A 13,302-nucleotide genomic window follows, 5' to 3' on the forward strand; every position below is an offset into this window, starting at 1 on the left:
GCTGATCCCAGTATATTTCACAGCCCCGCCCACCAACGCAATTCGCCGTCCATCCCGGCGAGTACCCGGTGAATCCCGGGCCATGCTCAGAGCACGCCGTTGCGAGCGGCCTGCAGCCCGGCCTGGAACCGGGTCCGGGCTCCGAGCCGGCCGCTGATCTCGCGGATGCGCCGCTGGACGGTGCGCTGGCTGGCGCCGACGTGCCTGGCGATCGACTGCTCCGTCAGCCCGGCGGCCAGCAGGTTCAGGATGACGCGGTCGTCGTCGACCTGGCCGTCCTGGTCGCTGGGCGCCAGCCGCAGCGGCATCGCGCGCAGCCAGGTCTCCTCGAACACCTCGGCCAGGACGTCGAGCAGCCCGCTGGGGTGCACGACGAGCAGCTGGTCGGTGATGAGCGCGCCGGCCTTGGCCGGGAGCATGGCGTACCGGTCGTCGATGAGCAGCATGCGGGCCGGCAGCGTCGGCGCGACCCGGGCCTCCTCGCCCGCCGCGATACCGCCGATGAGGTCGGCCAGCCGGCCGGGCAGATCGACGGCGCTCTGCTCGTAGAGGACGCGGTGGCGGACGCCGGCCCGAAGCAGCTCGACCTCGATGGGGTTCGGCTCGCTGTTGACGACGCCGTAGGGCGGCCGCTCCATGGCTCTGACCTGCGTGCGGGCGCTGCTGTAGACGTCGACGAGGCGGCGCGCGGTCGCGTCGGAGCCGGTGACGATCTCGACGAGGTCGCCGGGCTCGACGGCGTCGTGGCGGCGGCGGTGCGTGACGGCGAGCTCGTCGACCAGGGCGCGGCTGCGCTGCAGGTCGCGCTCGCGGGCCGCCAGGGTGTCGGCGAACGCCAGCGCGGGGTCGACCAGGCGGTACGTCGGAGGCTCCCCCGGCACACGGTCGGCCAGGCCGCGCAGCTCGAGCGCGTCGAGGATCTTCTCGATGACGTCGGGGGGCACGCCCGCCGGTCCGAGAGCTGCCGCCGTCGCCGGCCGGGCGCGCTCCAGCAGGGCGAGGTAGACGGTCTGCTCCTCGTCGCTGAGGCCGAGCTGTTCCAGCATGCGCGGCTCCCGCAGGGTCGAGACCGCTGGCCAAAACCTGCCACTGACGGATTTTCGCCAAAGCATAACCCTTGTCACGTTCCGTGAAACTTGTGCACGATCCGGACACCGCACCCCCACGTCGCCCCGTATCCCCGGAGGGCAGAGCGTTGCGCAGGTCCTGGAGAGCGGCCACGGCCGCCGTCGTCCTCACCGGTCTGGTCGCGCAGGTGATCCCTGCCGCGACCGCCGAACCCGCCGGTCCGGCGGAGTCTCCACCGCTCGCCGTGCCCGCCGGCGGGGTCACCGTCACGCTGATCACCGGCGACCGCGTGCACGTCACGACCGCGGCCGACGGGCGGGCGGCGGCCACCGTCGACCCCGCGGCCCGGGCCGACGGGACCGTGCCCGGCTTCCACGAGCAGGAGATCGACGGGCATCTGTACGTCGTCCCGGCCGACGTCGCGCCGCTGGTCCCGGACCTGCTGGATCGCGCGTTGTTCGACGTCACGGCGCTGATCGGGCAGGGTTACGACGACGCGAGCAGCGACGTGCTGCCGGTCATCGTGGAGGCGACGGCGTCGGCTGCGGCCGCCGCTCGCGGCATTGCGGGACCGCAGCTGCCCGCCGTCACGCCCACCGACTCGCTGGAGTCGATCGGGGCCGTCGCCGCCGACGTCGACAAGGACGCCGCCGCGGCGCTCGCGGACGCGCTGACCGGCGCCCGGCCCATGGACTCCCCCGCCGCCCGGACGGCCGCCGCGGCCGCCGGCCCGCTCGCCGGGGTCGAGAAGATCTGGCTGGACCAGACCATGAGCACCGTCGACGAGGACAGCGCCCCGCAGGTCGGCGCGCCGGAGGCCTGGGCGGCCGGGTTCACCGGCGACGGCGTCACGGTCGCCGTCCTCGACACCGGCATCGACAGCACCCACCCGGACCTGGCCGGCAAGGTCGTCGCCGAGGCGAACTTCAGCGTCTCGGACAGCACGACCGACCGGTACGGGCACGGCACCCACGTCGCGTCGATCGTGGCCGGCACCGGCGCGGCGTCGGACGGGCAGCGCCGCGGCATCGCCTACGAGGCCGACCTCATGAACGTCAAGGTGCTCGACGACGGCGGCTCCGGCCCGATGTCCGAGGTCATCGCCGGCATGGAGTGGGCGGTCGACAACGGCGCCGACGTCGTCAACCTCAGCCTGGGCGTGCGCGGCGGCTACACCGACGGCACCGACCCGGCCAGCCAGGCGGTGAACGAGCTCAGCGCGGAGTCCGGCGCGCTGTTCGTCATCGCCGCCGGCAACGACGGGCCGGGCGACGGCACCGTCACGACCCCGGGCGCGGCCACCAGCGCACTCACCGTCGGCGCCGTCGACAAGCAGAACGGGCTGGCCGGCTTCTCGTCGCGCGGCCCGCGCGCCGGCGACTTCGCGCTCAAGCCGGACGTGACGGCGCCGGGCGTCGGGATCATCGCGGCGCGGGCGGCCGGCGCCGTCATCGGCACCCCGGTCGGCGACGACTACCTGGCGCTGGACGGCACCTCGATGGCGACTCCGCACGTCGCGGGCGCGGCGGCGCTGCTGGCGCAGCAGCGGCCGGAGTGGACCGGGCCGGACCTCAAGGCGGCACTCGCGTCGACGACGTCGCCGAACGAGGCGCTGACCGTCTACGAGCAGGGCACGGGGCGCATCGACCTCGCCCGCGCCACGTCGCAGCAGGTGGTCGCGACGACCGGGCCGCTGGACGCCGGCTACTTCCCGTACCCGCAGGACGACGCGCAGCCGGTTACCCGGACGGTCACCTACCACAACACCGGCTCCGCCCCCGTGGTCCTGTCGCTCGCGGCATCGGTGACGGACGAGGACGGGGCGGCGCCCGCGCCCGGCATGGTCACACTCGGCGCGCCGACGGTGACCGTCCCGGCCGGCGGGACGGCCGATGCCGCCGTCACCGTCGACCCCGCGGCCGGCGACTACGGCCTGTACGGCGGCAGGCTGGTCGCGACGGGGCCTGGCGGCGTGAGCGTGCGGACCGCGCTGGGCTTCCACAAGGAGTCCGAGCGCTACGACCTCACGGTCCGCGGGATCGCCCGCGACGGCCGCCCGGCCGGCGGCATCAGCCTGGTCGACGTGGTCAACGTCGACGACACGTCGGTCTTCGCGGCGACGAGCGTCGGGTTCGTCGACGGCGCGGCGACGCTGCGGGTGCCGCCGGGCCGGTACGCGGCCATGGGCTACGTGTTCACCTACGACGAGCCGCACGTGTTCACGACGGAGACGGCGGCGGTGTTCGCGCCGGAGTTCGTCGTCGCGGGCGACACATCGGTCACCCTGGACGCCCGCGACACCGTCCCCATCGAGGTGTCGGCGCCCGACCCGGTCGAGGCGACGAACACGATGCTCGCGTGGTGGCGCTCGGACCCGTGGGGCAAGTCCTACGCGCACTCGTTCTCCGTCGGCGCTCAGGACTCCTTCGCCTCCCCGACCGAGCCGGTCACCGTCGGCGACTTCGAGTACTACACGCAGTACTCACTGGTGGCGCCGCTGATCCAGGTGCGCACGCTGACGCCCGTCGAGCGGCCGATCGAGGCGACCTACGTGCTGAACTCGGCGCTGCTGGACGGTGAGTTCGAGCTGCCGATCGTGTACGCCGGGCTGGGCCGGCCGGCGGACTTCGAGGGTGTGGACGTGGACGGTGGCATCGCGCTGATCCAGCGGGGCGAGATCACCTTCCTCGAGAAGATGCGCAACGCCGAGGCCGCCGGGGCGAAGCTGGTGATGATCTTCAACAACGTGTCCGGCGCGCTGACCATCGGCGGCGACCCGTCGACGGTGCCGACGATGGCGATAACCCGCTCCGAGGGCGAGGCACTGCTCGCGCTGCTGGACCAGGGCCCGGTGACGGCGGCGGTGTCGGCGATCAAGGTCAGCCCGTACCTCTACGACCTCGTGCTGGTCGAGGAGGACGTCGTGCCGCCGTCGCTGGACTACGTCGTCGACGCGTCGAACACCACCCGCGTCGACGTCGACTACCACAGCCACGTTCCGGGACAGGGCATCGGCGAGCTGCGGCACAAGTGGCGCCCGTGGGACGCGTTCTCGTTCGGCTTCCTGCGCCGGACGACCGCGCCGCAGTCACGGGTCGAGTACGTGTCGGGCGGCGACACGTCGTGGGCGCAGTACGCGTACGGCGCATCGACGGACGCCGATCCGTTCGGCTTCCCCATGCTGTCGGCGCCGCGGACGTACGCGGGCGACGGCGAGCGGGTGTCCGACGCGTGGTTCCGGCAGGTGCTGGCGCCGGGCGTGCTGCCGGTCGACTTCGGGGCGTCGAGCGCGGCGGCCTACCGGTCGGGCGACGAGGTGTCGCTGCGGTTGCTGGAATGGACGGACGGCGCGGGTCACTACGGCGGCCTGGTGCCGTCCGTGGACACACCGGCGTTCCGGCTGATCGCGGACGGTGCCGAGGTGGCGTCGGGTGGTCAGGCGGTCGGGACGTTCCCGGTGCCGGCGGACTCGTCGTCGCTGCGGATCGAGCTGGACGTGGCCCGGTCGGCCCCGTGGTGGCTGGCATCGACGGCGACCTCGACGGCGTGGACCGTGCCATCGTCGACCGTCGATGCGCCGACGACACTCCCCCTGCTGACCGTCGGCTACGGCGTCAACGTGTCGCTGCTGAACGTGGCGGCGAAGCCGGGCGCCCAGTTCGTCGACCTGACCGTCGGACACCAGCCCGGTGCCGTGGGCGTGGCGCCGGTGGCCGGTGCCTCCGTGTCGGTGTCGTTCGACGACGGCGTCAGCTGGCAGCCCGCGCGGGTGGTGCCGCGCGGCGGCGGCGAGTTCCGCGCCGTGATCAGCCGGGTGCCCGCCGACGCGACCCACCTGTCGCTGCGGGTCTCGGCCTGGGACGGCGACGGCGGGCGGATCGAGCAGGTGGTGCTGCGCGCCTACACCCTCGACTGAGGGCTGGATCCGCTCTGACGACGAGGTGTCTCCCGCCCGGTGGGATGGGTCCCCGCCCTGACTGGGTGGGGACCCACCTTACGGGCGCTCACCGACAGACTCCGGCTGCGGCGGCGACGGGCCGCCAGCCGGTTGTTGACGCTTCTATGTCAAGCTGCTGATGGTTGGCAGGTCGTGGGTGGGATGTCGTGGCGGAGTGCGCGGTGGATGACGTTGGTGAGGTGGCGTTTGAGCACTCGTATCGCGCCGCGTTTGCCCTTCGTGTCCTGGTGTTTGGCGATCAATGCTTGAGCCGGGCGGTGGCTTCGGGCTTGGGTTCTGGCGATGGTGTGGAGGGCTCTGTTCAGGCGTCGGTTGCCGCCGCGGTCCAGGCGGTGTCGTTCGGTGTCGGAGCTCCAGACCGGGATCGGGGCGGTGCCGGCCAGGCGGGCCAGCGCGGCGCCGTTGCGGATGCGGGTGGGGTCGCCGAGCTCGGCCAGGATGGTTGCTGCCACGACGGGCCCGACGCCGGGGATGGCGAGCAGGTTCGGGCAGACGCGGCGGGTGTGTTCGCCTAGTTCGCGGGTGAGTTCGTTGATGTCGCTGGTGAGGGTCTCGAGGCGGTGGCAGTTGGCCAGCAGTACTCGCCGCAGCGGGGTGTCGGGGAACTCCTCGAGCCGGGCGGCCAGCTCGCGGGGCGCCTTGAGGGTGGTCAGCGTCGTCGGTTCCAGGCCCGGGGCGAGTTGGTGCAGCCGCCAGCGCATGGTGTTGATCAGCCGGGTCCGTTCGCCGACCAGCTGGTCGCGGTGCTCGACCAGCGGCGCCAGCTGTGCGCCGGGGTCGTCGACACGGTGGGTGGCCAGGTAGCGGGCGTTGTCCGGGTTCAGTGCGGCCTTGGCGACGGCGAGCGCGTCGAGCGGGTCGGACTTGCCCCGCGGGCCGGTGTGGTGGCGTTCGGCGACCATCAACCGGACCGGCACCCACACCACCACCTGCCCGGCCGCAACCAGCGCCGACGCCAGGCGCCGCGCCAGGGCGCGGCCGTCCTCGATCGCCCACGTCACCGCCCGGCCGGCGGCGCGCCGCCCGGCCCAGGCCAGCAGTTTCGCGACCGAAGACGGATCATCGTCGACGGTCAGCGGCGTCCCGACCCGCCGGCCCGCTTCGTCGATGATCACCGCGGTGTGGGTCTGCTTGTGCGGGTCGATCCCCACTGTCACCATGAGGTGTCCGTTTCTGCTCGCAAGCCTGTGACGGGCAACGTGTCGCGAGGACCCGGACCGGGTGGACATACCTCTCTTGGGGCCGTGAACCCCAGGCTTCTATCAAGTCACTCCCGGCCGGGCCCTCGCCCCCTTGTGAGCACCATGGACAGGTCAACACCAAGCCACCGGCCACCAGCCGGGACAGATCATGGATGAGTCACCCAGCGCCCACACCGGCACACCGCCCCGTCGAGCAGCACCCCGGCACAACCGATCCTGACAGAGAGATCATGGAGAAGGTAGGCTTCCGGGGCGCCGGAGAGCCGCCCTTCTCCATGATCAATATGGTTCTGTGCTGCGCCGATCGTCGTCGGCTGAGGCCGAGGCCGGGGCCGCCCGGCCCGGCGCTTCCGGCCGGCGGACGGGCTCGGCGGATGGGTCAGCCGACGCCGGCTTCGTGCATGCCGCGCAGCTCGCGCTTGAGCTCGGAGATCTCGTCGCGCAGGCGGGCGGCCAGCTCGAACTGCAGCTCCGCCGCGGCGGCGTGCATCTGGTCGCTGAGCTGCTGGATGAGGCCGGCGAGGTCGGCCGCGGGCATGCCGGCGAGGTCGGCGGCGTGCTTGCCGACGCTGCCGACGCTGGCCCGGACCCCCGGCACCGGCGACTTGCCCCGGCTGGCGGCGCGGCCGGAGCCGCCGATGAGCGCCTCGGTGTCGGCGTCCTCGCGGGCCAGCATCTGGGTGATGTCGCTGATGCGCTTGCGCAGCGGGGTGGGGTCGATGCCGTGTTCGCGGTTGTAGGCGATCTGCTTCTCGCGCCGGCGGTTGGTCTCTTCGATCGCGTTCTGCATGGACGGCGTGATGGTGTCGGCGTACATGTGGACCTGGCCGGACACGTTGCGGGCCGCGCGGCCGATGGTCTGGATGAGCGACGTGCCGGAGCGGAGGAACCCCTCCTTGTCGGCGTCGAGGATGCTGACCAGCGACACCTCGGGGAGGTCGAGGCCCTCGCGGAGCAGGTTGATGCCGACGAGCACGTCGAACTCGCCCATGCGCAGCTCGCGCAGCAGCTCGATGCGGCGCAGGGTGTCGACCTCGCTGTGCAGGTAGCGCACCTGGACGCCGCGTTCGAGCAGGTAGTCGGTGAGGTCCTCGGCCATCTTCTTGGTCAGCGTGGTGACCAGGACGCGCTCGTCGCGCTCGACCCGTGTGCGGATCTCGTGGATGAGGTCGTCGATCTGGCCCTTGGTGGACTTGACGACCACCTCGGGGTCGACCAGGCCGGTCGGGCGGATGATCTGCTCGACGACGGAGTCGACCTTGTCCATCTCGTACGGGCCGGGTGTGGCCGACAGGTACATCGTCTGGCCGATGCGCTGGAGGAACTCCTCGAACCGCAGCGGCCGGTTGTCCATGGCGCTGGGCAGCCGGAACCCGTGGTCGACGAGCGTGCGCTTGCGGCTCATGTCGCCCTCGTACATGCCGCCGATCTGCGGCACCGTGACGTGTGACTCGTCGATGACCAGCAGGAAGTCCTCGGGGAAGTAGTCGAGCAGGCAGTTGGGCGCCGACCCGGGCTCGCGGCCGTCCATGTGCAGCGAGTAGTTCTCGATGCCGGACGTGAAGCCGACCTCTCGCATCATCTCGATGTCGTAGGTGGTGCGCATGCGCAGCCGCTGCGCCTCGAGCAGCTTGCCCTGCCGCTCGAACTCGGCCAGTCGCTCCTCGAGCTCGGCTTCGATGCCGCGGATGGCCCGCTCCATGCGGTCGCGGCCGGACACGTAGTGGGTGGCCGGGGCGACGTAGGTCTCCTGCTCCTCGCGCATGACCTCGCCGGTGAGCGGGTGCATGGTCATGATGCGCTCGATCTCGTCGCCGAAGAACTCGACCCGCAGCGCCAGCTCCTCGTACATCGGGATGATCTCGAGGGTGTCGCCGCGCACCCGGAACGTGCCGCGGGTGAGGTTCTGGTCGTTGCGGGTGTACTGGACGTCGACCAGCTCCCGCAGCAGGCCCTCTCGGTTGCGTTCGTCGCCGACCTTGAGGTGCACCATGCGGTGGAGGTACTCGTCGGCCGAGCCCAGGCCGTAGATGCAGGACACCGTCGCCACCACGATGACGTCGCGCCGGGTGAGCAGCGACCACGTGGCCGAGTGCCGCAGCCGCTCGACCTCCTCGTTGATGGAGGAGTCCTTCTCGATGTAGGTGTCGCTCTGCGGGACGTACGCCTCGGGCTGGTAGTAGTCGTAGTACGAGACGAAGTACTCGACCGCGTTGTTGGGGAACATCTCGCGCAGCTCGTTGGCGAACTGGGCGGCCAGCGTCTTGTTCGGGACCATGACCAGCGTGGGTCGCTGCAGCTTCTCGATGAGCCAGGCGGTGGTGGCGCTCTTGCCCGTACCGGTGGCACCGAGCAGGACGGTGTCCTTGTCGCCTTGGCGGATGCGCCGTTCGAGCTCGGCGATGGCCGCCGGCTGGTCGCCCGAGGGCTCCCACTCGCTGACGACCTTGAACGGGGCCACCGTCCGGGTGATCTCACTTGCCGCACGCATGACATCGAGAGTATGCGGTCGCACCGACAGAGTCCGAGCCTCCCGCTACGCTCACAGCGATGGACGACGAGACCCGCAGGTTCCTCACCACGTTCCACACCTTCCTCCAGGACGTCGTGCACCAGGCCGGGTCCGACGGCGACACCGGCGGCGAGCCGCTGCTCCCCGTCCTCGAACGGCACCTGGGCGTGCCGCCGCGGTCGCTGCCCGTGGTGGGCGAGCGCATCTCGACGGTGCGCTACACCGATGCCGACGTCGCGCTCGAGCAGCTCGCTCGGCGGCACGGCGGACGGCGGCTGCTCGGCATCGGCGGCGGTCAGCAGCGGCGGCACTCGTCGCTGGCCGAGATCGTCGAGTACGCCGGCCGCCGTCAGTTCCCCGTCGGCCCGGTCGACTACGCCCGCGTGCCCGTCGGCCCCGACACCAGCCGTCAGGTGGTCTCGTTCGGGCTGCACCTCTTCACGTACGACGGCGTCCCGGTCGCCGTCCTGCAGCGCGCGCCGCAGCCGCACTTCGGGCGCGAGCACCCCGAGCTCGAGGTGCTGGCCGCGGCCGACACCGTCGTCCCCGCCCTGTTCGACGAGCTGCGCCGGCTCATGGCCGAGCACAGTGTGCTGCGCGGGCAGGTCGTCACGTTCACGACCAGCGAGTTCGGCGCCAGCAACGGCTCCGTCACGTTCCTGCCCCGTCCGGAGCTTCGGCCCGACGACGTCGTGCTGCCCGACGGCCTGCTGGCGAAGGTCGAGCGGCACCTCACCGGCGTCGCCCGGCACCGCGCCGCCCTCGCCGCGGCCGGGCAGCACCTCAAGCGCGGCGTCCTGCTCTTCGGCCCGCCCGGCACGGGCAAGACGCACACCGTCAAGTACCTCATGGCGGTCAGCCCCGGCACGACGGTGATCGTGCTGTCCGGGTCGTCCCTGCAGCTCGTCCACGCCGCGGCCGAGACCGCCCGCGCGCTGGAGCCCGCCGTCGTGGTGCTCGAGGACTGCGACCTCGTCGCCGAGGACCGCACGTTCTCCTCCGGCCCGCAGCCGCTGCTCTTCGAGGTGCTCGACGCGCTCGACGGGCTGGCCGACGACGCCGACGTCGCGTTCGTGCTCACCACCAACCGCGCCGACCTGCTCGAACCGGCGCTGGCCCAGCGGCCCGGCCGGGTCGACCTCGCCGTCGAGATCCCGCTGCCCGACGAGGCGTCGCGGCGACGGCTGAACCGGCTCTACGCGCGCGACCTGCCGTTCACGCCGTCGGCGCTGGACGAGGCGGCCGCGCGGTCCGAGGGGACGACGGCGTCGTTCGCGAAGGAGCTCATGCGCCGGGCGGTGCTGACGGCGGCAGATGAGGGTCACGCGCCGGGCGACGCCGACCTGTCCGTCGCGCTGGACGAGCTGCTCGGCGACGCCGAGGTGCTGACCCGGAGCCTGCTCGGCAGCGGCGACGGCTCCGTCGACGACGGCGGCAGCTTCGGCCGGGCGGGTGGTGGCGGCCCGCGTCCCGGGCTCGCACCGCCGGGGCGGCGCGGCGGGTTCTACCGCCCGCTCCCCTGACCTAGGACATCACCACGATTCCCCGCGCCGCACCACGATCGCAGGCGTAGTCCGGCACGAGATCTCGTGCTGAACGTGATCATTCCGAGGGGTGCCAGGCGGTCCGCTCGGCCCAGGCGTCGGCGCGGGCGAGGGCGGCGTTGATCCAGGGGGTCTTGCGCTCGGCGTACTGGTCGATGGTGTCGTGCGGCTGCGCGGCGAGGTCGCGCTTCAGGGCCGCGTACTCGGCGACGGCGTCGGGGTGGGCCCGCAGCCAGTCGCGCAGCAGCAGGGCGTCGCGCCAGGTCGGCGAGGTGACGGGGCGGACGTGGCAGTTGACGGCACGGCCGGGGTCGGCGTTGCAGGCCAGGGCCTTGTCGCGCTCGACGCCGTCACGGTCGACGTCCCACCAGCGGTCCGGCAGCCGCACCAGCCCGGCCTCGGCCAGCCCGCCGGCCAGCGACCCCGCCGTCTCGAGGTCGGCGACGACCAGCTGCACGTCGACGACGTCCTTCGCCGGCAGCCCGGGCACCGACGTCGAGCCGTGGTGGTCGGCGCGGATCAGCCGGTCCCCCGCGAGGCGCCGGATCCGGTCCAGTAGCCGCCGGGCCTGCTCGGCCCATGCGGGGTCGGGGTCCGCGATGACGGCGTGCGGCGGCCGCGGCGCGCGGGTCCCGGCGCGCAGGTGCGCCTCGAACGGCGCCAGCCGCTCCGTCCACAGGGCGTCGACAGCGGCCTCGGTATCCACAAGAGCCCCGGAGTTGTCGATCCAGACGTCCGCCGCCGCGCGCCGCTGCTCGTCCGTCGCCTGCGCCCGGATGCGGGCCAGCGCGTCGGCCGGCGTCATGCCGCGGTCGTCGACCAGCCGCCGCAGCCGCTCGTCCTCGGGCGCGTGCACGACCACGACCAGCGGGAACCCGGTCTCGTAGCCGTTCTCGACCAGCAGCGGGATGTCCTCGACGACGACGGCGTCCGGCCCGGCGGCCGCGACCAGCTCCTGCCGCCGCCGTCCGACCAGCGGGTGGACGATGGCGTTGAGCGCCCGCCGCCGGTCCTCGTCGCCGAACACGACCTTCCCCAGCGCGGGCCGGTCGAGGGCTCCGTCGGGCGTCAGCACCTCCGGCCCGAACTCCGCGGCGACGGCGGCCAGCCCGGGAGTCCCCGGCTCGACCACCTCGCGCGCCAGCAGGTCGGCGTCGATCACCGTCGCGCCCCGCTCGGCGAGGCGGCGCGCCACCACCGACTTGCCCGCCCCGATCCCGCCCGTCAGGCCCACTCTCAGCACCCCACGACCCTAGGGGATGCCTGACGGATAGTGGTGGATGCGGACGCCGTCCAGGGACCGATCCAGCAAGGAGGAGGAGGAGGTCGATGCGGTGCCATCGGACGACGACGACAACGCAGCCGGTCGGTTTCTGGGCGTCGATCCGCGCCGCCGAAGATCCGTCAGGCACCCCTAGCGGGCGGCGGTCCCGGCGAGGATCATGTGGACCAGGGGTCGCCATGGTGATGAAGCTGCCTTCGCAGTCCACGAGCGGGCCGATGCAGCCGGGGAGCGTCCGGGCGCAACTCCTGGCCACCGAGCACTGGAGTCTGCTCGCGACCCGCAGCCAGACGTGGGCCGAGGTGATGGGCCGCATCACGATCCACCTGACGGTGTCGTCGGCGGCGATCGTGGCGCTGGCGCTCGTGGCGCAGGCGTCCGGCTTCGGGCCGACCTTCCAGGGGCTGGCGATCGGGCTGGCCGCGATCGTGCTGCTGCTCGGCACGCTGACCGCCGTTCGCGTGTACAACGCCTCGACGGACGACCTGGCGCTGGTCCTGGGGATGAACCGGCTGCGGGCGGCGTACGTCGCGCTCGACCCGGGCGTCGAGACCTACCTGGTGGCGGGGTCCACCGACGACCTCGCCGGGATCGACCGCACCTACGGCATGATCGTCCGCCGCAACCTCAGCCAGGTGCTGGGCAGTGCGGCGCTGTTCGTCTCGGCGGTCAACGCGATCGTCGCGGGCGTCCTGTGCGCGCTGGTCACCGACGCGCTGGGTGGCGCGACGGTGGCGGTCGCGCTGGTCGGCGTGGCCGGCGGGCTGGTCCACCTGGCGGTCATGGCCGAGATCGGCCGACGCCAGTACCGGCGGTTCCTGCACCGCTACGAGCCCCGCTTCCCGGCGGCGCCGGGCCCGAAGGAGCCCTAGGGAGTCGGTGTGGCGGACCCGCCCGGGGTCGGGGCCGGTGAAGCGCCCGGGGTCGTCGTCGCGGCCGGCTCGCCGCCCAGCAGGTGCGCGGCCAGGTTCACCAGCACGACCGGCTCCGCGGCCGCCGGGACCACGCCGTGGAGCAGCGTGATGACGTAGGTGCGGACGTCGTCGGCGACCACGAACGAGACGTCCGCCGGGTCGGACAGCAGGAACCCGTCGCGGCCGGCGACCGGCTGGGCGGTGACGGTGGCCGCGGCGGCCTGGGCGCTGTCGACGGTGGACTCGATGCGGCCGGCGGCGGTCTCGGCGTCCGTGTAGCCGCTGACGGCGATCTCGAGCGGCACCGGCGGCGGCGTGGGCGGCGGCGTCTGCCCCTCGGGCACCTCGGGGACGCCGTAGCTGCAGGTCAGCCGGCCGGTGCGGCCGGAGTCGGGCAGGAACTCGTCGTTGTAGACGCGGACGGTCTCGCCCTGGATGGGCACCTGCAGGATCTGCGCGATGTCGCCGGCGCTGGCGAGCTCGCTGCACAGCTCGGGAACGCCCGTGGTGGACGACGGCGACGCGGTCGGGTCACCGGCCGCCTCGGTGCCGTCGCCGTCGGTCGGCTCCCCCGACGTCGGCACGACCGGCACCTCGGGCTCGCCCCCGTTGGAGCAGCCGGCCAGCAGGAGGACCAGCGGCACGGCCGCGGCCAGCGCGACCTTGGCCGGCACGGCACGGCGGCGGTCAAGGCTCGTCATCACCGTCTCCTCACGCTCCGGACCGGGTTCCGCCGGGCTCGCCCGGCGAGCACACGGTAACCCGCGCCGCCGCCGTCGGGCCCCCGGACATGCGGCGAGCCCCGCACCCGGTGTGGGTGCG

8 protein-coding genes are annotated in these 13,302 nt (G+C 72.8%); 3 read left to right on the forward strand and 5 right to left on the reverse strand.

Features of this window, described 5'->3' with window-relative positions; translation table 11 throughout:
• Positions 1 to 86: 86 nt before the first annotated feature.
• Entirely contained in the window at positions 87 to 1,046 is a 960-nt protein-coding gene (locus tag HD601_RS20930) for a helix-turn-helix domain-containing protein (protein WP_184825116.1), read from the reverse strand.
• Positions 1,047 to 1,195: 149 nt separating this feature from the next.
• Between HD601_RS20930 and HD601_RS34965 the strand changes: the two genes are divergently transcribed.
• Positions 1,196 to 4,984: a S8 family serine peptidase gene (locus HD601_RS34965; RefSeq protein WP_184825118.1), complete on the forward strand. Its 3,789-nt coding sequence runs from the start codon at positions 1,196 to 1,198 to the stop codon at positions 4,982 to 4,984.
• Between the two features lie 149 nt (positions 4,985 to 5,133).
• Here HD601_RS34965 and HD601_RS20940 read toward each other — a convergent pair whose 3' ends face one another.
• Both HD601_RS20940 and uvrB read right to left on the reverse strand, forming a co-directional pair.
• Positions 5,134 to 6,186 (reverse strand): IS110 family RNA-guided transposase, encoded by a 1,053-nt coding sequence (locus HD601_RS20940; RefSeq protein ID WP_184822322.1) that lies wholly within the window; start codon positions 6,184 to 6,186, stop codon positions 5,134 to 5,136.
• Positions 6,187 to 6,607: 421 nt separating this feature from the next.
• A complete protein-coding gene (gene uvrB, locus HD601_RS20945) occupies positions 6,608 to 8,719 on the reverse strand; it encodes an excinuclease ABC subunit UvrB (protein WP_184825120.1) in 2,112 nt (703 codons plus the stop codon).
• 59 nt (positions 8,720 to 8,778) lie between these two features.
• On the opposite strand from uvrB, the gene HD601_RS20950 reads away from it, so the two are divergent.
• Positions 8,779 to 10,263, forward strand: coding sequence for an ATP-binding protein (locus tag HD601_RS20950; protein WP_184825122.1), 1,485 nt, complete (start codon positions 8,779 to 8,781; stop codon positions 10,261 to 10,263).
• Positions 10,264 to 10,342: 79 nt separating this feature from the next.
• On the opposite strand, the gene coaE is transcribed toward HD601_RS20950, so the two are convergent.
• Positions 10,343 to 11,527, reverse strand: a complete 1,185-nt coding sequence (gene coaE, locus HD601_RS20955; RefSeq protein ID WP_184825124.1) for a dephospho-CoA kinase — start codon at positions 11,525 to 11,527, stop codon at positions 10,343 to 10,345.
• A gap of 257 nt (positions 11,528 to 11,784) precedes the next feature.
• Here coaE and HD601_RS20960 point away from each other — a divergent pair, with 257 nt between their 5' ends.
• Entirely contained in the window at positions 11,785 to 12,438 is a 654-nt protein-coding gene (locus HD601_RS20960; RefSeq protein ID WP_184825126.1) for a hypothetical protein, read from the forward strand.
• Here HD601_RS20960 and HD601_RS20965 read toward each other — a convergent pair.
• Entirely contained in the window at positions 12,435 to 13,181 is a 747-nt protein-coding gene (locus HD601_RS20965) for a hypothetical protein (protein WP_184825128.1), read from the reverse strand. The two genes, HD601_RS20960 and HD601_RS20965, sit on opposite strands and share 4 nt — an antisense overlap.
• Between the last annotated feature and the right edge of the window lie 121 nt (positions 13,182 to 13,302).

It is taken from the genome of Jiangella mangrovi (assembly GCF_014204975.1).
Taxonomy (GTDB): domain Bacteria; phylum Actinomycetota; class Actinomycetes; order Jiangellales; family Jiangellaceae; genus Jiangella; species Jiangella mangrovi.

Bases quoted from the DNA above. Each gene is read 5' to 3' on its own strand.
- HD601_RS20950 (WP_184825122.1), top strand. From the start codon at position 8,779: ATGGACGACGAGACCCGCAGGTTCCTCACCACGTTCCACACCTTCCTC.
- HD601_RS20930 (WP_184825116.1), bottom strand. From the start codon at position 1,046: ATGCTGGAACAGCTCGGCCTCAGCGACGAGGAGCAGACCGTCTACCTC.
- uvrB (WP_184825120.1), bottom strand. From the start codon at position 8,719: ATGCGTGCGGCAAGTGAGATCACCCGGACGGTGGCCCCGTTCAAGGTC.
- HD601_RS20965 (WP_184825128.1), bottom strand. From the start codon at position 13,181: ATGACGAGCCTTGACCGCCGCCGTGCCGTGCCGGCCAAGGTCGCGCTG.
- HD601_RS20940 (WP_184822322.1), bottom strand. From the start codon at position 6,186: ATGGTGACAGTGGGGATCGACCCGCACAAGCAGACCCACACCGCGGTG.
- HD601_RS20960 (WP_184825126.1), top strand. From the start codon at position 11,785: ATGCAGCCGGGGAGCGTCCGGGCGCAACTCCTGGCCACCGAGCACTGG.